Annotated in this window: 16 protein-coding genes; 6 read left to right on the top strand and 10 right to left on the bottom strand. The window is 58.3% G+C overall.

The window, feature by feature from the left end:
- Positions 1 to 11: 11 nt before the first annotated feature.
- The 3 genes from astA to astB all read left to right on the top strand — a co-directional run bounded on the left by astA (position 12) and on the right by astB (position 3,994).
- Positions 12 to 1,079, top strand: a complete 1,068-nt coding sequence (astA, locus tag F6Y09_RS01980; protein WP_152205247.1) for an arginine N-succinyltransferase — start codon at positions 12 to 14, stop codon at positions 1,077 to 1,079.
- A gap of 66 nt (positions 1,080 to 1,145) precedes the next feature.
- The gene (gene astD / locus F6Y09_RS01975) at positions 1,146 to 2,609 is read left to right on the top strand and encodes a succinylglutamate-semialdehyde dehydrogenase (protein WP_425481805.1); all 1,464 of its coding nucleotides are present in this window, start codon (positions 1,146 to 1,148) and stop codon (positions 2,607 to 2,609) included.
- Between the two features lie 41 nt (positions 2,610 to 2,650).
- Complete coding sequence (gene astB / locus F6Y09_RS01970) at positions 2,651 to 3,994, top strand: N-succinylarginine dihydrolase (protein ID WP_152205245.1); 1,344 nt, start codon at positions 2,651 to 2,653, stop codon at positions 3,992 to 3,994.
- Between the two features lie 78 nt (positions 3,995 to 4,072).
- Here the strand turns inward: astB and F6Y09_RS01965 are convergent, their stop codons facing one another.
- Positions 4,073 to 4,714: a TetR/AcrR family transcriptional regulator gene (locus F6Y09_RS01965; protein ID WP_152205244.1), complete on the bottom strand. Its 642-nt coding sequence runs from the start codon at positions 4,712 to 4,714 to the stop codon at positions 4,073 to 4,075.
- Between the two features lie 207 nt (positions 4,715 to 4,921).
- Here F6Y09_RS01965 and F6Y09_RS01960 point away from each other — a divergent pair, with 207 nt between their 5' ends.
- A complete protein-coding gene (locus F6Y09_RS01960; protein WP_152205243.1) occupies positions 4,922 to 6,004 on the top strand; it encodes an efflux RND transporter periplasmic adaptor subunit in 1,083 nt (360 codons plus the stop codon).
- Complete coding sequence (locus F6Y09_RS01955) at positions 6,001 to 9,054, top strand: efflux RND transporter permease subunit (RefSeq protein ID WP_152205242.1); 3,054 nt, start codon at positions 6,001 to 6,003, stop codon at positions 9,052 to 9,054. Before F6Y09_RS01960 ends, F6Y09_RS01955 begins: the two co-directional genes overlap by 4 nt.
- 70 nt (positions 9,055 to 9,124) lie before the next feature.
- Here the strand turns inward: F6Y09_RS01955 and astE are convergent, their stop codons facing one another.
- The 8 genes from astE to F6Y09_RS01915 form a co-directional block, all read right to left on the bottom strand.
- Positions 9,125 to 10,162: a succinylglutamate desuccinylase gene (gene astE / locus F6Y09_RS01950; RefSeq protein WP_152205241.1), complete on the bottom strand. Its 1,038-nt coding sequence runs from the start codon at positions 10,160 to 10,162 to the stop codon at positions 9,125 to 9,127.
- Positions 10,163 to 10,167: 5 nt separating this feature from the next.
- Positions 10,168 to 10,890: an ABC transporter permease gene (locus F6Y09_RS01945; RefSeq protein WP_152205240.1), complete on the bottom strand. Its 723-nt coding sequence runs from the start codon at positions 10,888 to 10,890 to the stop codon at positions 10,168 to 10,170.
- A 4-nt stretch (positions 10,891 to 10,894) separates the two neighbouring features.
- A complete protein-coding gene (locus tag F6Y09_RS01940; protein ID WP_152205239.1) occupies positions 10,895 to 11,599 on the bottom strand; it encodes an ABC transporter permease in 705 nt (234 codons plus the stop codon).
- 63 nt (positions 11,600 to 11,662) lie between these two features.
- Positions 11,663 to 12,418, bottom strand: coding sequence for a transporter substrate-binding domain-containing protein (locus tag F6Y09_RS01935; protein ID WP_152205238.1), 756 nt, complete (start codon positions 12,416 to 12,418; stop codon positions 11,663 to 11,665).
- 186 nt (positions 12,419 to 12,604) lie between these two features.
- Positions 12,605 to 13,375 carry an ABC transporter ATP-binding protein gene (locus tag F6Y09_RS01930; RefSeq protein ID WP_152205237.1) on the bottom strand — a complete coding sequence of 257 codons (771 nt, stop codon included), beginning with the start codon at positions 13,373 to 13,375 and terminating at the stop codon, positions 12,605 to 12,607.
- Between the two features lie 634 nt (positions 13,376 to 14,009).
- On the bottom strand, positions 14,010 to 14,315 hold the full coding sequence (locus F6Y09_RS01925) for an imelysin family protein (protein WP_152205236.1): 306 nt from the start codon (positions 14,313 to 14,315) through the stop codon (positions 14,010 to 14,012).
- Positions 14,316 to 14,332: 17 nt separating this feature from the next.
- Positions 14,333 to 15,748, bottom strand: a complete 1,416-nt coding sequence (locus F6Y09_RS01920; protein ID WP_152205235.1) for a di-heme oxidoreductase family protein — start codon at positions 15,746 to 15,748, stop codon at positions 14,333 to 14,335.
- Between the two features lie 138 nt (positions 15,749 to 15,886).
- Entirely contained in the window at positions 15,887 to 17,206 is a 1,320-nt protein-coding gene (locus tag F6Y09_RS01915) for an imelysin family protein (protein ID WP_179959317.1), read from the bottom strand.
- 186 nt (positions 17,207 to 17,392) lie between these two features.
- Here F6Y09_RS01915 and F6Y09_RS01910 point away from each other — a divergent pair, with 186 nt between their 5' ends.
- Complete coding sequence (locus F6Y09_RS01910; protein ID WP_152205234.1) at positions 17,393 to 18,073, top strand: hypothetical protein; 681 nt, start codon at positions 17,393 to 17,395, stop codon at positions 18,071 to 18,073.
- A gap of 15 nt (positions 18,074 to 18,088) precedes the next feature.
- Here F6Y09_RS01910 and F6Y09_RS01905 read toward each other — a convergent pair whose 3' ends face one another.
- Positions 18,089 to 20,392, bottom strand: coding sequence for a putative bifunctional diguanylate cyclase/phosphodiesterase (locus F6Y09_RS01905; RefSeq protein ID WP_152205233.1), 2,304 nt, complete (start codon positions 20,390 to 20,392; stop codon positions 18,089 to 18,091).
- Between the last annotated feature and the right edge of the window lie 237 nt (positions 20,393 to 20,629).

The following is a 20,629-nucleotide window of genomic DNA, read 5'->3' as shown; positions in this document are numbered from 1 at the left end:
GAGGACCAGACATGTTGATTATTCGTCCCCTGCAGGAAACCGATCTTGATGATCTTTACCGGATGGCAAAGTCCGCAGGCAAAGGCCTCACCTCTTTGCCTGCCAACAAGGACCGCCTGGCCGGGAAAATCAACCGGGCCCAGGAGACCTTTAATCAGCGCTGCGCCCCGGAAGCGGGTATGTACCTGTTTGCCCTGGAAGACACCGAGCTGAAGCAGTGCGTTGGTATCAGTGGTATTGAAGCCCGGGTGGGCCTGGAGGAGGTGTTTTACAACTACCGACTCAGTACCACGGTAAACGCATCCCGGGAGCTGGGAGTGCATGTGCGTACGCCAACGCTGCACCTTTCCAATGATATGACGGATACCACAGAGATCTGCTCGCTGCTGTTGTCCGACACCCATCGCAAGGGCGGCAGTGGCCTGCTGCTGTCGCGCTGCCGCTTCATGTATCTTGATGATTTCAGACGCCACTTTTCGGAGAAGGTGTTTGCAGAAATGCGCGGGGTATCCGATGAGAGCGGCCGTAGCCCGCTATGGGATGCGCTGGGCGCCCGCTTCTTCGACATGGAGTTCAGTCAGGCGGACTATCTTTCGGGGGTAGGCAACAAATCGTTTATTGCCGAGCTGATGCCCAAATTCCCCATTTATCTGCCGTTGCTGCCCGGTGCCGCCCGGGCGGTGATTGGACGGGTTCACGACAACACGGCGCCGGCCCTGAAAATGCTTCAGTCCGAGGGTTTCAACTTCAACGGGCTGGTGGATATCTTTGATGGCGGGCCGTTAGTCGAAGCCTTTATTCACAACATTCGCACCGTTCGGGAGAGCCTGAATCGCCATGTGCTGATAAGCCGCAAGCCGATCAATCTGGAGGTGCCAGCCGAAGAACGGGTGATGATCTCCAATCGTTCGTTCCGGGATTTCAGAGTGACCACGATTCCGATGCAGTGTATCAAGCCCGATACCGTCAGTATTCCAGCCGAAGTGGCCGAGGCGCTGGATGTGTCCTCCGGTGACCTGGTTCGTCTTGCACCCTTGAAAGACGCTGGCCGATCACCAATACAGATGGTAGCCCACTGAACTGAACGTGCGTCGCAACCATGCTGATTCAAATGCCCGGGAGGTGCAGAAATGACCATTAAACTGATCGGTGAACTTCTTATCAACGGGCTTTGGCTGGAAGGCCACGGGCCTTTGTTTGAGTCGGTCCAGCCGGTGACCGGTGAAACGACCTGGGAGGGCGAAAGTGCCAGCCTTGAGGATGTAGATGCTGCTGTCAGGGCCGCCCGTAAGGCTTTTCCCGACTGGCGTCGCCAGTCGTTTGACGAGCGTCGGGCTATTATCGAAAAGTTTGGTGCGCAACTTGAAGCTGAAAAAGAAACCCTGGCCCACCAGATTGGTCTCGAAACCGGTAAGCCATTGTGGGAGTCCCGCACGGAAGTCGCGGCGATGATCGGCAAGATTGCCATTTCCATTCAGGCTTACAATGACCGCACCGGCCATACTGAGTCCGATGTGGCCGCCGGCCATGCGGTGGTGCGCCACCGGCCCCATGGCGTGGTCGGGGTGTTCGGCCCCTATAATTTTCCCGGTCATCTGCCCAATGGCCATATTGTGCCGGCCTTGCTGGCGGGCAATACGGTGGTCTTCAAGCCAAGCGAGCTTACACCCGGAGTGGCGGAGATGACGGTGCGCCTGTGGCTCAAGGCTGGCCTGCCCAACGGGGTTATCAACCTCGCGCAGGGCGGCCGGGACACCGGGGTCGCGCTGGCAGGCCACCCGGGTATTGACGGCTTGTTCTTTACTGGCAGCTCCAATGTGGGACACCGGCTGCATCAGCAGTTCGGCGGCCAGCCAGAGAAGATTCTGGCGCTGGAAATGGGGGGTAATAACCCGCTGATTATCCAACATGTTTCAGATATTGACGGAGCGGTCCATCATGCCCTGCAGTCCGCCTTCCTGTCCGCTGGCCAGCGCTGTACCTGCGCCCGTCGGCTGCTCATTCCTCGTGGGCAGAAAGGCGACAAAGTGCTGGCACGGCTGGTGGAGGTTGCCGGCCGGATCAAGGTCGGGGCCTTCGATGCGGAACCTCAGCCGTTTATGGGTTCGGTGGTGTCGGTGGAGGCAGCCGACAAGCTGCTGGAGGCCCAGGCCGCACTGATTGAGGCCGGAGGCACCAGCCTGCTTGAGATGAAGAGAGTGAAAGCCGGGACGGCGTTGCTGTCACCGGGCATAGTCGATGTCACCGGCATCGAAACAGCAGATGAGGAGTTCTTCGGCCCCTTGCTGAAGGTATACCGCTACCACAGTTTTGATGACGCTCTGGCGTTGGCCAATGACACCCGCTACGGCCTCTCTGCCGGCATCCTGACTGATGACCGGGCTTTGTATGAGCGCGTGGTGGAAGAGGTGCGGGCTGGCATCGTGAACTGGAACCGCCCCCTGACCGGCGCCAGCAGTGCGGCGCCTTTTGGTGGCGTAGGTGCCAGCGGTAACCATCGCGCCAGTGCTTACTATGCGGCGGACTATTGCGCCTGGCCGATGGCCTCGCTGGAAGCCAAAAAGAGCGAGTTGCCAGCCAACCTGGCCCCGGGTCTCCACTTTGACTGACACGGGCGTCGAGAACACATTGACTGATCGGGATCTGCACCATGCCTAGACACGCAATTGAAGCCAATTTCGACGGCCTGGTCGGCCCGACCCACAATTACGCGGGCCTGTCCTGGGGCAATGTGGCTTCCAGGTCCAATGTGCATGCGGTGGCCAATCCTCGAGAGGCGGCTCTGCAGGGGCTGCAGAAGATGAAAAGGCTGGCGGGCCGGGGCTATGTCCAGGGCATTCTGCCGCCCCATGAACGGCCTCACATCCCGACCCTGAAAGCGCTCGGATTTACCGGTTCAGACGCCGACATACTCAAGGCTGTGGCGGAGCAGAATCCGGTCGTGCTGGCGGCGGTTGCCTCTGCTTCCAGCATGTGGACCGCCAATGCAGCGACAGTGTCCGCCAGTGCCGACACCGCAGATCATCGGGTTCACTTTACCCCCGCCAACCTCAGTGCCAAGTTCCACCGCTCCATCGAGCACGTGGTGACCGGGCGGGCACTGGGCTCAATTTTCAGTGACGAAGCCTACTTTGCGCACCACAAAGCCTTGCCGTCGGTGAGCCAGTTCGGGGATGAGGGTGCGGCCAACCACACCCGGCTGTGCGCTTCCCACGGTGCGCCGGGAGTAGAGCTGTTTGTCTACGGCCAGGCCGCATTCGACGAGTCCCGGCCCGCGCCTGTGCGTTTCCCCGCCCGTCAGACCCTGGAAGCGTCCCAGGCCATTGCCCGGCTGCATGGCTTGACGGATAACCACGTGGTCTTCGCCCAGCAGAATCCGGCGGCCATTGATTCGGGCGTGTTCCACAATGACGTAATCGCGGTCGGTAACGGCAATGTGCTGTTCTACCATGAACAAGCGTTCCTGGATGAAAAACGCCTGCTGGCCGATGTCCGGGCCCGGCTGCACGGCGCTGAGCTGCAGGCCATCAAGGTGATGGAATCTGATGTGCCGCTGTCGGATGCGGTGGCATCCTACCTGTTTAACAGTCAGCTGCTATCCACGCCCGAGGGCGGCATGATGCTGGCGGTGCCCGGAGAGTGTCGGGAGATTGCCTCGGTCAGTAACTTCCTGGATGGCCTTGTGGCTGCTGGCGGCCCCATCACGTCGGTTGAGGTGTTCGACGTCAAGCAATCCATGCGCAATGGCGGCGGACCTGCTTGCCTGCGGCTGAGGGTCGCGCTCATGGATGACGAGCTCAACGCCATGCATCAAGGCGTGCTGATGGACGACGCCTTGTTCGAACGGTTAAGTATCTGGGTTCAGGGGCACTACCGGGACGAGTTAAGCCAGGCCGATCTGGCGGACCCCATGCTGCTGGAGGAAAGCCGTCACGCCCTCGATGAGCTAACGGGCATCCTGGGCCTGGGCTCGATTTACGATTTCCAGCGCTGAAACAGCCCCTGCGAGGTCGGGTTTTGTAGGAGCGACTTCAGTCGCGAAATGAGGCGATCGCCGATGCCGGATTTCAGATCAGGCTGCGATCGATGACATCAGCATCGTCAGGGTGTGCTGGATAAGCTGTTCGCTGGGGTAGTCGGCCAGCGGCCCCGGTTCTGACATTTCCTGCTGGCACAGCATGATCACGCCATGGAGTGCTCCTCGCAAATAGAGGGCGGTTTGCAGGGGATCCTGGATCCTTTCCCGGCATAGCGTGCCGTCTTCCAGTCCCACCTGTATCGACTGAACCATCAGTTGCATGGTTTCGTTGTCACAGCCTGACATCTGTTCCGCCTGAGCTTCATCCGCGTCCTGTATGGCAGTAGCGGCTTTGGTCAGGGCGGCGAAATAGTCGGGTTGTTCCAGATAGAAGCGGTAGTAAGCACGGCCAATAGCGCCGATCTGCTGCAGCCCATTCTCCGCGTCCAGGCAGGCCCGGGCGAAGCGCTGGCGCAGACTTTCCCCGGCCCGCAACATGATGCCGCGCTGAATGGCTGACTTATCCTTGAAGTACACATACAGTAGCGCCCGGCTGAGGTTGGCGGTACGTGCAATGTCATCCATGGAGGTGCGCTCGTATCCCTTTTCCGAGAAGACCAATTCAGCGGCATCCAGAATGGCGTCATAGCGTGCCTGCTTTTCCTGCTCCCTACGGGACTTCAGTTCATTTGCCATGGCTTTTTCAGGGTTCCTGTAATGGGTCCGGGCACAGCGCTGTGGCCGTTAAAACATAGTAATTGACAAAGTGTCAAAGAATGACATTATGTCTGTCAATGAGTGAATCATTAACCATTGGGCGAAAAAGGGCAAGCAGGGATGAAGCGCAAGGCCAGGGAGGGAGGTAAGGAAATAGCCACGGAGAGTCACAGAGAGATTCAGGTCATGAAACAGATCCAACACCCATTCGCATTGGCATTGGGCGCCTTGTCCCTTCTTTTGCTGGCAGCCTGCGGCCCCACAGAGTCAGCCCAGGTACCGGAACAAAGGCCGGTAACCGTCCGGACCGCACCGGTTTCAATGGGTACCCAGGTCGCGGAGCCACTGCGGTTTTCCGGCATTGTACAGGCTCGCCAACGGGCGACACTGACGTTCCAGATCAGCGGGAATCTGGTCGAGCGGTCCATTGAACTGGGTGAAAGGGTCGAGGCTGGGGATGTTCTGGCCCGTTTATATAACCCCGGCCTGGAGCCTGCCAGAGCCTCGGCCCGGGCGCGATTGAAAGAACTCTCCACGCAGCTTGATCAGTCCCAGCGGGAATGGGACCGCTCCAGTCAGCTGCAGGAGAAAGGCGTGGTGTCAGTGCAGGCCCTGGAACAGCTGGCAGCCCGTCGGGATGGCTTGCTTGCAAGTGTTGCCACAGCTGAAGCCGCGCTGGCAGAAGCCAACCATATGCTTGATGAAAGCATTCTGAGAGCGCCGTTTGGAGGCCGGGTTGAGGCCCTGCTGGTGGAAAAGGACGAGTTTGTGGCTGCGGGCCAGCCTGTGGTGCGGCTGTCATCGCCGGATGGCCGGGAAGTGGAGGTTCGTATTCCGGCGTTTCTTCTGAATCAGGTCTCCCTGGGTCAGCTGATGCCGGTGTGGTCAGTGCAAACCCGGGGTGCAGTGCCGGTCACCGGCAGTGTGACAGAAATTGCCCAGGCAGGGTCGGTGCGGGGCGAGTTGCATCCAGTGCTGGTTAGCCTGCCGGAGAACACGCTCCAACCCGGGGAGCCGGTAGAAGTAGGTATCGTGCCGAACGTTCAGGGTGAGATCAGTGTGCCGGTGCTGGCGGTGATGCAGGCAACCGGAGGCAACAGTATTTTTCGCATTACGGATGGGTACGCACAACGGGTGCCGGTGACCGTGCACCGAATCATCGGTGAGCAGGTGGTGGTATCTTCGGAAAGCCTCGAGCAAGGAGACCAGGTGGTATACGCGGGTCTGACCCGGCTTGCTGATGGTGATGCGGTGGAGATTCTGCAATGATCCGTGCACTTCTGGGCTGCCGCCGGTTGCTCGGGATGGTTGTGGTCATGCTGTGCCTGCTGGGTTACGCGGCCTATAACACCATGCCCCGACAGGAAGACCCCTCATTTCCCCAGCGGGCCGGCCTGATTTCAGTGAATTACCCGGGCGCCAGCGCCGACGCAGTGGAGCGGCTGGTCTTAAGGCCGTTGGCGGATGAACTGCTGCAGGTTGAAGAGGTGAATGTAGCGTCCGGAACGGCCCGCACCGGTGTGGCGCTGGTCCGGATTCGTCTTGAGGACAGCATTTACGATACCGATGCCGCGTGGGACCGGGTGCGTCAGGCGATGGATCGGGCCCGGTCGGAATTCCCCGAAGGCGTGGGTCAAATGGCCCTCGATGACCGCCTGATTGATATTCCGGCCGTGGTGCTGGCAGTGGGGGGGTCGCCTTCGGTCACAGCCTTGAGTGCCGCCGCAGAAAAAGTGAAACATGCCCTGTCTAGCGTGCCGGGGGTTTCCCGTGTGGAACTGGAAGGGGATGTAAGCGAACAGATTACCCTGGCTTTGGATGATGCCGCGCTCTATCGTCTGGGTATTTCCCCGGCGGCCGTGTTGAACACCCTGGCCAACCGCAACCAGATAACACCGGGTGGTTTTGTGGTGTCGGACGGGCGCCGGCTGTCGATTCTACCCAACAGCGAATTTGCTGACCTTGATGCTATCCGCGCCACGCCGATTGCGTTGCCCGACGGCAGTCAGGTGCCACTGGCGGCCGCTGCCGACATCTGGCGAGGCCCTGCCGAACCCCGTGAACCGGAAACCTGGGCCGATGGCGAGCGCGTTGTGCTGGTCTCGGTGATCATGCGCGAGGGCTCAACCGATGCCATCAGTTTCGGCCGGAACATCCGCGCGCATCTCGACAGGATTCGACCGGAGATTGCGCCGTTCGCGGTAGAGGAAATGTTCTTCCAGCCCGATCAGGTATCCGACCGGCTCGACAACCTGGCCTGGAGCCTGTTGGCGAGTGTCGCCATTATCATTGCGGTGGTTTTCCTCGGTATGGGGCTTCGAATGGGCCTACTGGTCGCTTCCATTCTGCCCATGGTCACGCTGATCAGTATTGGTCTTTATGATTTCGGTGGCGGAGTGCTGCATCAGATCGCGGTGATCGGCATGGTAATCTCCCTTGGTATTCTGATCGATAACGCGATTGTGGTGGTGGAAAATATCCAGACCCGGCTTGACCAGGGATTTGAGCGCCTGGACTCTCTTGCCGGCGCCATTCGGGAACTCGCTGGGCCGCTGGGGGCCTCGACGGGTACAACCCTTGCTGCATTTGCGCCGTTGCTGTTGTCCAAGGGCGGCACCGCCGATTTCACCCGGGGCATCCCGGTAATGATCATGTTGACGCTATCGGTCAGCTATTTGCTGGCAATTTCCGTTGTGCCCTTGCTGGCGGCCCGGTTTCTGAGACCGCGGCAGCTTGGTACCCGGGACCGGATGGCGGGCCTGGCCGAAACGCTGGGGCGACTGGTCTCGACCATGCCGAAAACGCTGGTGATTGCCAGTGCTGTGATGGTAGCCGCCAGTCTGTTGTTAACCCCCTTTCTGAAGCTGCAGTTTTTCCCCAATGCCGACCGGCCCCAGGTTATCGTTGAGATGTACATGCCCGAGGGTACGCATCAATCCCGTACCTCCGAAGTCTCCGAACGTCTGGAGCGGGCGATCCGGACGCAATCCGAGACCGTGAAAGTCCATCGGTTCGTGGGGTTTACCGGCCCGAGTTTTTACTACAATCTGCTGCGTTATCCGCAAGCACCAAACCGGGGGCGACTGGTGGTGGAGACTCCAGATCTTGAGGCTACCGGCGGGCTGGTGCGGTGGATTCGCAATTACGCCGCCACAGAAATGCCCGAGCTGGACCTGACGGTCGGTGTTCTGGGGCAGGGGCCGCCACGGGCTGCGCCGGTGGAGGTTCGTGTTTATCATGTCAACGACGAGCAGCGGGCGGAAGCCACGGAGCAGGTCTACCAGGCCCTGCGCCATAGCCCGGGCGCCGTCGATGTCCGGCATGACCGGGATCTCGGGGTGCCGAGCATTGCGATCAACGTGAATGACGGTATTGCCGCCCGCTATGGAGTGAATCGGTCGGATGTGGCCCAGAGTCTCTATGGCCAGAGTTTTGGTGTGGTGGCGGAACAGTATCGCCAGGAAGAAGACCCGATTCCGATGGTACTGCGGTCACGGGAGGGGACCGATTTATCGCTGTCTCGGCTACTGTCGATCAATATCTATAACGACCGGGGCGAAGCCGTGCCGCTGTCAGCACTGGCAACCACGGAGACCACCTGGGAGCCTGCTGCCCGCTACCTCCGGAACGGTGTTCCGGTGAACACCGTGACATCCAATCTCGGAGAGGGCCACAGTTTCAGTGACGTGCTGGCCAGCCTGGAAGAAACTCTGGCAAACAAGCCACTGCCAGCGGGCTCACGCATTGAATACGGCGGTGATGCCGAGGGTTCCGGGGACGCCAACAGCGCTATCCTCACCACTGCACCGGTTGGCATTCTGCTGCTGTTATTTTTCCTGCTGCTGCAGTTCAACTCATTCCGTCGGGTGGGGATAATCCTGCTCACGGTACCGCTGGCAACGGTGGGCATTTTCCCGGGGCTGGTATTGTCCGGCTCACCGTTCGGTTTCCAGTCCCTGCTGGGCGTCATCGCTCTGGTCGGTATTGTGGTCAACAACGCTATAGTGTTGCTGGATGTGATGGACCGACAGCTTGAGGCCGGTGCCAACATAGCGGATGCCGTCAGGATCGCCGTCGAGCAGCGAACCCGACCGATATTGCTGACCACCGCCACCACCGTTGCCGGGCTGTTGCCGCTGGCGTTCTCCAGTTCAACCCTGTGGCCGCCGATGGCCTGGGCCATCATCTCGGGGCTCCTGGCCTCAACGGTGTTAACGCTGCTGGTGGTACCCGCACTATGCCGAATGGTGATCCGCGCCCCGGAACCCAGAAGCAACCCGCACCAACAAACTGTAGAAGCGACTTCAGTCGCGAAATGAGGTGATTGTCGAGAGTTGGGATCGCGGTTGAAACCGCTCCTACGGGCGTCGGGCATTGGTAGGAGCGACTTCAGTCGCGAAGCAGTGGCGTCCGCCGCACCATCAACCCCACCCGCTGCCCCACCGGAACATTGGGGTTAGGGAACACAATCGCTTCGGCCTGATCACCTACCCGGTAGCAGCGGGTGTCGTCTTCCCAGATCACTTTACCGGGGGGGTACTCGGTGAAGTTGGCGACGTCATCCGGCACGTGGAAGCGAAAACTGTCACCGGTATTAATAATTTCCTCCACCACTTCAAACACTGCCATATCGGCCATACCGCCATCGGATTCGGTCACTATGGGCTGCTGACTCAGCAAGGCTTTCAGGCTGGCCTCGATACCCGCAAAACGGGTCAGGTCGTTCTGCCCGAAGGGTCGAACCTGTCCAAGTTCGATGGTGAAGCTTTCGGCGCCAAGTTCGGTGGAAGAAAACGAGGCGAAGGTGGTGCCCGCCTGATGCTGCAGCAGCAAAGTGGCAACATCTGACTCCGCCAGGAACGCCAGTTGCCGGTTGGGGACCTTGCGGCCGGGAACGAAGGGGTAAAGCGCAAATTTCTCCCGCTTCGAGGGCCTGATGGCGGTGTGCAAGTCGTAATGGACAACGGCCACCGCCGGCTCCGAGAACTCCCGGCAGAGGGACTCCAGCCATGCGGCTCGACGGGCTTCTTCGCTACCAGCGTATGGGGCTTTCTGGTGAGCACCGCTGAACAGGCGGTTCAGATTATGCTCAACAAACCGGCTGCCGGCCACCATTGCACAAGGGTTGCCCAGAATCAGCAGAGCTTCCTGTCTCAGTGCCCACTCACCGGAGAGTAAGCCGTTAACCAGACGGTTAAGAACCTCGATAGGGGCAGTCTCGTTCCCGTGTACCCCGGCGGAGACAATCAAGCGCTCATCAATCTCCGGCTGTGCCGGTGTCAGACGCAGCACGCCGATACCTGAACGTTCAATACGGGTGCCATCTGCCATGACAACAGAGGCAGGTTGCGTCACCTGCCCGGCAAATGCCAGTGTATGCGCGAGCCAGTCGGTTTCGCCTTCGAAGAGATCGTCATACCAGGACACCGGGTTCAGCCTCCCACGGGCCGCAGGTGTCTGAGCAACCGGTGCTCCAGGCGCTTGAAGCCGTAAACAAGTGCAAACGTCAGCACCATGTAGATCAGGGCAACGGCAATAAAGGCATCGAAAGGCGCGTAGAATCGTGAGTAGATGTCCCGGGCCGCACCGGTCAGATCAACAATGGTGACCACGCTGGCGATGGCGCTGGCGTGCAGCATGAAAATCACTTCGTTGGCATAGGCCTGCACCGCCCGGCGGGCTGCACTTGGCAGCACGATCCGCCGTATCCGCATCAGCCAGGACATACCATAGGCCTTGGCAGCTTCGATCTCGCCCTGGGGCGTCGCGACGATGGCTCCGCGCAGGATTTCAGTTGTGTAGGCTGCCGTGTTCAGCGTGAAGGCGAGTAACGCGGGATAGAATGCCGCCCGGAAAATTTCCCACCAGAAGGTATCCTGAATGCCCTCAATCTGTGCAATGCCGTAGTAGATGACGTAGAGCTGGATCAGCAACGGGGTGCCCCGGAACAGGTAGGTATAGAACCAGATCGGACCGGATACGAAGGGGTTTTTTACGGTACGCAGAATCGCCAGCGGGACTGCAAGAATCAGTCCGAGCAGTAACGAAAGAAACACCAGCTGAACGGTGGTTACCAGACCCCCCCAGTAATGCAGCAGGGTCGTCGCGGTAAAAATTTCATTCTGATTCAGCCATTCGGCGATCATTTCGGGCATGGTGTCAGTCTCCCTGGATTACGCCGGCATTGGCCCGCTTGTTGAGCCATTTGATGAAAAGCTCCGAGCCCGCTGTAATCAACAGGTATACAAGCGCTACCGGAATAAAGAACAGGAACGGAGAGCGTTCGGCTTTTGCGGCCTGCTCCGCGACGCGGACCATGTCAGTCAGCCCGATGATGGATACCAGGGCGGTCGTCTTGAGCAGCACCTGCCAGTTATTGCCAAGCCCGGGCAGTGCGTGGCGCATCATCTGGGGGATCATTATCCTGCGGAAGGTATGCCAGCGGGTAAAGCCGTAAGCTTTGGCAGCTTCAATCTGGCCTTCATCAACCGCCAGGAAAGCACCGCGAAAGGTTTCGGTCATATAAGCGCCGAAAATCAGTCCGATCGTCAGTACGCCGGCAATAAAGGGATCAAACTGAAAGAAGAAGTCGACACCGTAAGTGTCGTAAATAAAATCTGAAAGATTGTTCACGGCAACTTGCCCGCCGTAATAGAACAGCAGCATCATAACCAGGTCAGGCACACCGCGGATGAGGGTTGTATAAACGGTTGCACCGCCGCGCAATACGCGGTTCTGGGACAGTTTGGAGGCAGCGCCGATGAGTCCCAGAAAGAGGGCAAGGGCGAGTGAGAGAAACGCCAGCTCGATCGTTACGAAGGCGCCTTCTATTAAAGCCGGGCCGTAGCCCTTCAAGTCGAGCATTGGGAAGTCCCGTATCAGGGCTGTCGACGTCAACCAGAGTCGCCGTCGACAGCCGCTGAGGATTTACATCTTGATGTCGTACTCGAAGTACTTCTTCATGATGGTGTCGTAAGTGCCATCGTTTTTCAGTGTGTCCAGGGCCGCGTTGATCTGCTCAGCCAGGTCGGTATCACGCTGACGCATGGCTACACCCACACCCTCGCCCAATTTGACCGGCTCACCGACCTGTTTGAACCCATCCCGGGTCAGAATGGTTTGCTCGCCAACCGGGTAGTCCACAAACACCAGGTTCAGGCGCTCGCCTTCAAGGTCAAGCACCATGTCATCGGCGGTAGTGTAACGCTTGATGTTGACGATGCCGCTCATGTTTTCAGTGACGTAGGTATCCATGGTGGTACCGCGCTGAACGCCGACTTCCAGGCCTTTCATGGCGTCCATATCCGTAACGTCAACGTCTACGCTTTCCCGGCCAAACCAGGCGCCCGGGGTGTTGTAGTAAGCTTCGGAGAACAGAACCCGTTCCGCCCGCTCAGGCGTGATCGACATTGAAGACATAATGGCATCGAATTTGCGGGCCAGCAGTCCCGGAATCATGCCATCCCATGCCTGTTCGACAAACTCACACTTGGCTCCCATCTCTTCACACATGGCGGTGGCAAGCTCAACCTCAAAGCCGGTGAGTTCGCCTTCCGGGGTGCGGTATTCGAACGGCTCGTAAGGCACGTCAAATGCGATACGGATTTCCGTCCACTCTTTTGCCTGAAGGCTCCCGGTGACCAGGGCGAGTGCGCAGCTTGCTGCAACAATCAGTTTTTTCATGTGTCACTTCTCCAGTTGTTTGCCATTTGGCTTTATTATCGGCGTGTTTCCAGCGCCATTTTCTTACCTTGCAAGGAACCCGAATTTGCGGGTAGGTCAGCCTGCCAAGCCTGTGATCAAGATAGCATCCGGCGCACCATGCGTCGCCCCCGTGAAAACACAGCCCGGGTGTTCACGGCTTCGTTTTCAGAAGTTGGGTGCGAGAAACTGTTTCATACGCTCGGAGTCAGGGTGATCAAAAACCTTGTCAGGCGGTCCCTGTTCCTCAATCACGCCCTGATGCAAGAACAGGACCTTTGTGGAAACATCCCGTGCAAACGCCATTTCGTGGGTGACCACGATCATCGTGCGGCCTTCTTCGGCCAGACTCTGCATTACCCTGAGAACCTCACCGACCAGCTCCGGATCAAGCGCTGACGTTGGCTCATCAAACAGCATCACCTCTGGTTCCATCGCCAGGGCCCGGGCGATGGCGGCACGCTGTTGCTGACCGCCGGACATCTGGGCGGGGTAGTAGTCCTTGCGCTCGTATATTCCGACTTTGTGAAGATAGGCCTCCGCCCGCTCGATGGCTTCCTTGCGGGGGACTTTGAGGACATGAATGGGCGCCTCAATGATATTTTCCAGTACCGTCATGTGTGACCACATATTAAAGCTCTGGAACACCATGGAAAGCTTGGCGCGGATCAGTTCTACCTGCTTGTTGTCGGCCGGAACACGCTCGCCTTTACGGTTGGTTTTGAACCGGATTGGGTCACCGTGCACAATAACCTCGCCAGATGTAGGTGTTTCGAGCAGGTTGATGCAGCGCAAAAAAGTACTCTTCCCGGAGCCGGAGCTGCCGATCATGGAGACCACATCTCCCTTGCAGGTTTCCAGCGAAACGCCCTTGAGCACTTCAAGCTGGTCAAACCTCTTGTAAATATCCTTGCAGATTAAAGGCGCGTTCTCCGCCATGAGTTACTCCTGAAACCGGTTCGTCGGGTAACCTTTATTGGATGATCTCATAACTGCTCTTTGATGAAACGATAGCGGTGTTCTGGTTCGCGTGCGAATAATTTTGCCTGCCAAAACGCCAAGCAGGGCGCAGGGGCTGTTCGGGCGATCATCTAAGGGCTCACTTTTTACGGATTGTTGCAGTGGAAATCAATCCCTTCTGTAAAGACCCGTGCCATTGCTCAGTGTGGAGTGAGCGGTTCAAATGTAGATCAATGTAAAATCTGGGATAGCCCCGGGCAATTTCACATCTCCGCCCGGTGTTAGGGCACATTCCGCCGCCAGTCGTGAACACCCAAACAACTGAACGACTTCTCCACAATAGCAGTGAACCCCAAGGTTGCACTAATGGCGGTAGCGCAAAATATAATAGCGAAGCGTGGATTGTTGAAGGTGGTTGCCCGCAAACCGCTAATATCCTGTGTCGCTGGACCCAATAGACCCAACAGATCAAGGAGTCAGGCACGAACTAGATGAGATGATTGTCCCAGCGAAAAGGTGATTGGTTGACGGCGTCCGGGTTTGCTTCCGATTTCAGCAACTGGTCTGCCTTGCGGGCAACCAGGTTCTTCGGGTCTGGCCAGAACTGGAATTGCTAGGTCAGAGTGTTTTGCTCAACCGGACCAAAATCCACGAACCGGACTGCTTGCCAGGCCCCGAAAGCGGAGCGCCAATGTTGCTCCAGGGTGGCTCTTGATTCCGCCGTGGGTTGAGCGCAGAAGCTGCTGGCCTTGCTCTCCAAAGCTCCGGATTGGGATGCCGGGGCACCATAGCCATCTCCTATTGCCGTATGCCAGCGTTCACGTGATTCCCCGGCGCTGGCAAATGCCCATGGCGAGAGAGTAGCCATAATCATCGATGTAATCAGCGCGCGGACGAATCCGGTTTGGAGTGATGTCATGGTGAAGAATGTGCTCGCTACAGTGATTTCAGGAACGCCATCAGCGCGGCGCGTTCAGTCGCGGGCTGCGCCTTGAACTGTTCCCGGGATTTTTCGGCCTCGCCCCCGTGCCACAAAATGGCCTCTTCCAGTGACCGGGCTCTGCCATCGTGCAGGAAGCCGGCGCGGGGGTTGACGGTTTGCGCCAAGCCGATGCCCCACAGGGGCGGAGTGCGCCATTCGTTGCCATCGGCAAGAAACTCGTCGCGGCCATCAGCCAGGGCGTCGCCCATGTCATGCAGGAGCAGATCGCTATAGGGCCAGATGGTCTGGTCGCTCAGATCCGGCCGGCCGGCGACCTGGCCGGTGGTGTGCCGTGGAGTGTGGCAGGCGGCACAGCCGGTCTGGCTGAAGAGTTTGGCGCCTTGCTGCACGTCCGGGTCTGCCATGTTGCGACGCGCAGGTACTGCCAGGCTGCTGGCATAAAAGGTGATAAAGCCTGCTACCTTGTCGGAAACCTCCGGCTCTCCGCCATTAGCAAACCGCCCGCACTTCTGTTCTGGTGTGCAATCGGTGTGGCTATGAAGGCTTGATGTAAGGCCCATGTCACCGGCAAAGGCACCCAGGCTCTGCTGATGGATGTTGGGTTCGGCCGCTTTCCAGCCAAACCGACCCACTACCGTCTGTTCCCGGGCTCTGTCCCACACCCGGTTGATGCTGCCGGAGATACCGTCGCCATTACGGTCATTCGGGTCCGCCTGGGCAAGCAAATCGGTTTCCGGGACGGCTTGCAGCAGCCCGAGTCCAATCATTGGCGGCGCTACCCGGGGCGAGATCTGAAGATCTTCCGGCAGCGGGCCGTAATTCGGTTTGGCGATGTCATACACCGGTTTGTGCAGCTCCACCCTGATGCCATCCCCGAGGGTTGCGATGAATGGCGCCCAGGTTAACAACATCTCGGCTTCCGGTTTCATGCCGGAAATGGCGGCGGTCTGAAGCTGGCTACCGTAAACCGGAGCGGGTTTGAAGCCGTGTCGGCGCAGCAGTTCCGCGTCTGTCTCGGGGTCGGCAGGTACGGCCAGGCGCAGAAACAAGGAGACCGAGGGGGCATCGATACCGGGTGGGTGGCCCCGACCGTCCTTGATGTGACAGCCCTGGCAGGAGTTGGTGTTGAACAGCGGGCCCAGTCCGTCCCGGGCATCGGTGCTGGCCGGGGCTTCCACCCAGGGATTGCGGAAGAAGCTGTTGCCGACACTGAAATCCAGTCGCCTGGTCATCGACAGGTTGCCCTGGGGCAAGGAATAAGCGTTGTGGTCAAACTGCTCTACGGTTCCTTCGCCGCCGGTCAAGGGGGTATTCTGGAGCGGGAAGGCCGGTTCATTGGACGCCATAGCGAAAGCCGCGAGGGCAACGAGGCCGATGGCAGCAGACTGCAATACAGGGCGTTTCAACATAATGGGTTACAACCGTCAGTAATCGATACGTCAAAAGCCCACTGCAACTGAATGAGATTTTGACGGAATGCCAAGCCCCGTAACTTCTGCGCGCCCTGATTGGCGCGCAGAATTAATTCCGAAACAATCAAAGGTTTCTCAGAAAGCGTGGCCAGCATCATCCGGTTCAAGGGAGTCGATGCCCAGCTCCCGGGCAGCCTGTTCGATTGAGCCCGTCTGCTCGACCAGGGCCAGGATGGCGCCGTTAACAATTTCTGAGCCTTTTTCGTTCGCGGGCGCGATCATCATATCGAACTTCATCGGGTCGACGTCGGCCTCGGCGGCGGACTTCATGGTTCCAAGGGCTTCCATGGAGCCTTCCAGCTGATTGCGCAGTGTGTTGTCCAGCTCCGGATTCAGCTCTGCAACCAGCGCGGAAAGGGAAGGCCCGGCGAGTTCTGTGCCATCAACGCGGGTGTAGCTGCCGGTGTAGACATTGGCAATGCCCTGTCCGTTGTAGTAGTGGGAGTTATGAGTGTTGTCGCTGAAGCAGTCGTGCTCGTCCTCATAGGAGTTGGCTTCCAGCGCTACCTTCATGCGTTCGCCCGCGAGTTCCCCCAGGGACAGGGAGCCCATACCAAATAACATTTTCTGAATTGCAGCCTCTGGCGACTCCGCCAATAACTGGGCCCGGTAGTTGTCGCTCTGGCCTGGTGCCCACTGAGCGGCCATCCACTCAAGGTCGCTTATCAGAAGGTCAGTGACGCCATCCAGATAGTCCGCCCTGCGGTCGCAGTTACCGTTGGTGCAATCAGCGCCCCGGGCGTAATCCGTCACCGGGCGCTCGCCATTGCCGGCATCGAAGCCGTGTAAATCCTGACCCCACAGCAGGAATTCGACGGCGTGGTAACCGGTGGCCACGTTTGCTTCAGAGCCGCCGGTCTCGTTCAGGTCCGCCAGCAGCTCCGGTGTCAGGGTGGAGACATTCACGGTGGTGCCGCCAATGTTGATCTCGGTGTTGGCGACGATGTTGGCGGTCGCGCCTTCGTTTCCCAGCTGGTGCTGGTAGTCGTCGGATCGGACATAATCAATCAGGCCTTCATCCAGTGGCCAGGCATTAAGTTGGCCCTCCCAATCGTCGACGATGGCATTGCCGAAACGGAAGACTTCGGTCTGTTGGTAAGGTACACGAGCTGCCAGCCAAGCCTTTTTGGCGGCTTCCAGGTGGGACTCAGTGGGCTCTGCAATCAGGGTGTCTATCGCCTGGTCAAGGGCTTCGGCTGTTACCACCGCATCCTGAAACTTGGCGTGGGCCAGATCTGCATAATGGGCTACAACGCCAGTTTTGGTCGGTGTGGAAGCGGATGCCTGATTTGTGGCGGGCTGGGCGTTAGCGGTGCCCTGATTGTCGCCGCATCCGGCCATTACAAGCATGGAGATTGCAAGAGTCAGAGGTAGCGGGCGAGTCATCGAGTTCATGTTCGGGTCCTTTGATTTTCAGCAAATAAAAATCATTATCGTTCGCATTATAGATGAGTCGCCGTGTATTGCAACGAGGTTAAACGCCGCCTTTCAGAAGCGCCTGGATTTTCGATAATTCATGGCCGCCAGTGGCGGTTGCATCTACTGTTTGAGAAGATCTGCGTTATCGAGAGGCAGGAACCTATGACGATCCGGAGCTGCAGCATTCCGTTGTGGTGGTTAGCACTCGCAGCCGCGCTGGTGCCGCTGGTTACCATCCATGTCACTTTTGCCATTTCCGTCTTCGAAGGTTACAACTCCTGGTGTATACCCTACTGGGACAGTTGCACCAGCATCAGCCGCACAGGGCGCTACGGCACGGCCTATTTCATCTTCAAGGGCACCATGTTACCGGCGGCTTTGCTCGGCATCCTGTTCTGGTGGCTCAATGGCCGCTGGCTACATCAGCTGGAGGCGCCCGGCCGTGGCCGGCACTGGATCCCGTGGCTGGGGTGTGTGGCATGTGTTGCTCTGGCTGCCTACACATTGGCGCTTGGCCATGAAGGTGATGGCTTTAACATCACTCGCCGGATCGGAGTTGTGCTGTATTTTTCGCTCACTTACATTGCGCAGTTGCTGATCAGTGCGGCCCTGACAGGTCACGACCGCTGGCAAGAGAGCGGAAAACGCCTGCTGTGGCTGTGTGAAGTAACGCTGGCCGTGGGGGTGCTTTCAGTCATTCTGACGGCGGTCGTACCTGGTTTGTACAGCCAGGTCGACGACGCTTTTGAATGGATATTGGCACTACTGATAAATCTGCATGCGCTCTGGGTGGCGCTGCTTTGGCGGCAGAGTTCGTTTCAGGCGAAATTGTGGGCGCAATGAGCGAGGCTTGCCGATCTACATAGATTGTTTCGCTATCTGGCCGACACTTGCCGTCGGCGGATTCAGATACGCCAGCAGCTCCTCAGCGGGCATGGGGCGGGCGAACAGAAAACCCTGGATGAGAGTGCACCCGGCCTCGATGAGCGCTTGCAGCTGGGAGGAGGTCTCAATCCCTTCGGCCACCACATCAAGCCCCAGACTGTGGGCCATCTGGAGAATGGCTTTGACCACTTCCAGGCTCTCCCGGTCTTCGGGTACGTTATCCATAAAGGATTTGTCGACTTTGAGCTTACTGACGGGCATCGATCTGAGGCGGCTCAGTGAAGAGTACCCGGTGCCGAAGTCATCGATGGCAATCTCGAATCCGCGCTCATGCAGGACTTCCAGAAAGCCTTCGGCCTTTCGGATATCCGTCATCATGTAACCTTCAGTGACTTCCAGCATCAATGCACTGGCCGGTAAATCATAGCGTCGTAGCATATCTTCCAGCTGATCAATGAGGTCAGCCTGCCATACCTGGTTGGCGGATAGATTCACAGACAGTCTCAGGTCTGGCAGTATCTGACGGCATTGGGCAAGGCTACTGCAGGCCTCCTTCAGCATCGTCTGACCGGCGCGGGAAATCAGCCCGGTTTCCTCCAGCGTTTGCAGGAAGTAGTCGGGCGTAGCGACCGTACCGTCCGGGAGATCCAGCCGCATCAAGGCCTCAATATACTCTACCTGGCCGGAACAAATGTTGATGATGGGCTGAAAATAGGCCCGGAAGGTGTTGGTGTCCACTGCACGGTGAAGGTCATTTTTTAACGCCAGTTTCTGGCGATGCCGGAGCGAGAGCTCGGTGTAATAGAAGCGATAACGCCCCCGGCCAGTCGATTTGGCCTCATACATGGCGATATCGGCACAGTTTACCAGGCTACTTGCCTTTGCAGTGTCGGCCGGGTAAAGGCTGATGCCAATGCTGGCCCCGAGATGATGTTCGAGGGCTCCGTCGTAGAAAGGCAGATTGAGGGCTTTTGTCAGACGTTCAGCCAGGTTTGCAGCAGCTTTGGCCACAGCGGACATCGGATCATCGGTGCCGGTGATCAGGTCATCTGATTCGTCGAAACGCATCAGCACCAGGAATTCATCGCCCCCCAGGCGGGCGACGAAATCCTCAATTCGCGCCACTTCCTCAAGGCGTTGGGCAACCGCATGAAGAAGGTGGTCGCCCACCTCGTGGCCCAGGCTGTCATTGATGCGCTTGAAGCCGTCCAGGTCGATAAACAGGACGGCGGCTACCCGGTGGTGCCTGGCGTATTCTGCATCCAGCTTGTTCAGCTCCTCCATTACCCATTGCCGGTTGGGCAGCCCGGTCAGGGAATCTTTATAAGCGCTGCTCCAGGCCAGGGCCCGTTGTTCCCTGAGGTGACTGCGGACTCGCAGAGTGCACACGCCAAAGGAAATGTTGGCAGCCAGGCGCTCCAACAGGTAGACCTCGTCGTCTGTGAATGCCCGTGGTTGCGCGCTGTAAATGGTGAGCAGGCCAACGTCATCCTCTCCGAATATCAGGGGAATCGCGACAGCCGAGCGGATGCCGTAGGTCTCTGCAATACGCCGCCAGGGCCGGAAGGCGGGGTCGGTGGCAACATCCTGGCAGACTACCGGCTTCCGGGTTCTCACCGCCTCGCCACCCGGACCTATGCTGGAGCGGCCACCCTGCCAGCTCAATTGCAGCTGATCTGCGTAATTGCCAATGCCTCCGGCCCGGGCCAGAATTTCCAGGCTGTGCTCTTCGTCATGGCGGGCGACGCCAATCCAGGCCAGGGCGTAGTCACTCAGGCTGATCAGGCTTTCGATGACTGACTGGAATAGCTGTTGCTCGCTCTCTCCCCGCAGGACCAGTTCGTTTCCGGCTGCCAGTACCTGGTAAGCACGATGAGTGCGTTTGCGGGCTATTTCGGACTGATTGAGGACGGCTCGCTGCTGCATTGAAAGCGTTTGAAGCTTGATCAGGTTGCTGACACGGGCCTCAAGTTCCAGGCAGGAGGAGGGGCGCAGTAGAATTTCATGCACTTCGGTTCCCAGCAGGTTGCGCACCCAGTTAGCCTGATCCCGCTGCAGGAGCAGTAATACCGGCAGCAGTGCAGGGGCCGATTCACTCCTTCGGGTCTGAAGGTCCACCCGCAACAGCAAAAAAGTGCTGGGGTCCATCACCACCATATCGAACGGCTCATCAGGCAAACCGGTGCCCGAGGTTTCGATAATCTCGTGCTGAGGCAATGCCTGATGAATAATCTGTCTATTGCCCGGCTGGGTAAGTGCTACCAACAAACGCGCCAAAATTGTGTTCTCCTCTTCAGGATCTCATTGTATCGGGATCCCCCTGAGGGCCCTTAGCTGTTGGCGTGTGTTACGGTCCTCGATTCCTGTCGCGGAAGGTCCGAACTGAAGTTCCAGGGGCGTCAAGCCTTGAGCAATCAGCGTCACAGTTTATCTGCCGACATTGCCTCGTTGAATAACATAGGTTTAGTTTGGCGGAAGATTGCCTATTTATAATGAAAGATAGAACGGGAAGGT

The sequence above is a fragment of the Marinobacter changyiensis genome (assembly GCF_009193265.1).
In the GTDB taxonomy this organism is placed as follows: Bacteria; Pseudomonadota; Gammaproteobacteria; order Pseudomonadales; family Oleiphilaceae; genus Marinobacter; species Marinobacter changyiensis.
The sequence above is the reverse complement of the archived record's forward strand: the minus strand, read 5'-3'. Positions and strand labels throughout refer to the sequence as shown.

What these genes read in the sequence shown, in the direction of transcription:
- F6Y09_RS01960 (WP_152205243.1), top strand. Translation starts at nt 4,922, where the DNA reads ATGAAACAGATCCAACACCCATTCGCATTGGCATTGGGCGCCTTGTCC.
- F6Y09_RS01930 (WP_152205237.1), bottom strand. Translation starts at nt 13,375, where the DNA reads ATGGCGGAGAACGCGCCTTTAATCTGCAAGGATATTTACAAGAGGTTT.
- F6Y09_RS01935 (WP_152205238.1), bottom strand. Translation starts at nt 12,418, where the DNA reads ATGAAAAAACTGATTGTTGCAGCAAGCTGCGCACTCGCCCTGGTCACC.
- F6Y09_RS01925 (WP_152205236.1), bottom strand. Translation starts at nt 14,315, where the DNA reads ATGACATCACTCCAAACCGGATTCGTCCGCGCGCTGATTACATCGATG.
- F6Y09_RS01920 (WP_152205235.1), bottom strand. Translation starts at nt 15,748, where the DNA reads ATGTTGAAACGCCCTGTATTGCAGTCTGCTGCCATCGGCCTCGTTGCC.
- F6Y09_RS01955 (WP_152205242.1), top strand. Translation starts at nt 6,001, where the DNA reads ATGATCCGTGCACTTCTGGGCTGCCGCCGGTTGCTCGGGATGGTTGTG.
- F6Y09_RS01940 (WP_152205239.1), bottom strand. Translation starts at nt 11,599, where the DNA reads ATGCTCGACTTGAAGGGCTACGGCCCGGCTTTAATAGAAGGCGCCTTC.
- F6Y09_RS01910 (WP_152205234.1), top strand. Translation starts at nt 17,393, where the DNA reads ATGACGATCCGGAGCTGCAGCATTCCGTTGTGGTGGTTAGCACTCGCA.
- F6Y09_RS01915 (WP_179959317.1), bottom strand. Translation starts at nt 17,206, where the DNA reads ATGAACTCGATGACTCGCCCGCTACCTCTGACTCTTGCAATCTCCATG.
- astB (WP_152205245.1), top strand. Translation starts at nt 2,651, where the DNA reads ATGCCTAGACACGCAATTGAAGCCAATTTCGACGGCCTGGTCGGCCCG.
- F6Y09_RS01965 (WP_152205244.1), bottom strand. Translation starts at nt 4,714, where the DNA reads ATGGCAAATGAACTGAAGTCCCGTAGGGAGCAGGAAAAGCAGGCACGC.
- astA (WP_152205247.1), top strand. Translation starts at nt 12, where the DNA reads ATGTTGATTATTCGTCCCCTGCAGGAAACCGATCTTGATGATCTTTAC.
- F6Y09_RS01945 (WP_152205240.1), bottom strand. Translation starts at nt 10,890, where the DNA reads ATGCCCGAAATGATCGCCGAATGGCTGAATCAGAATGAAATTTTTACC.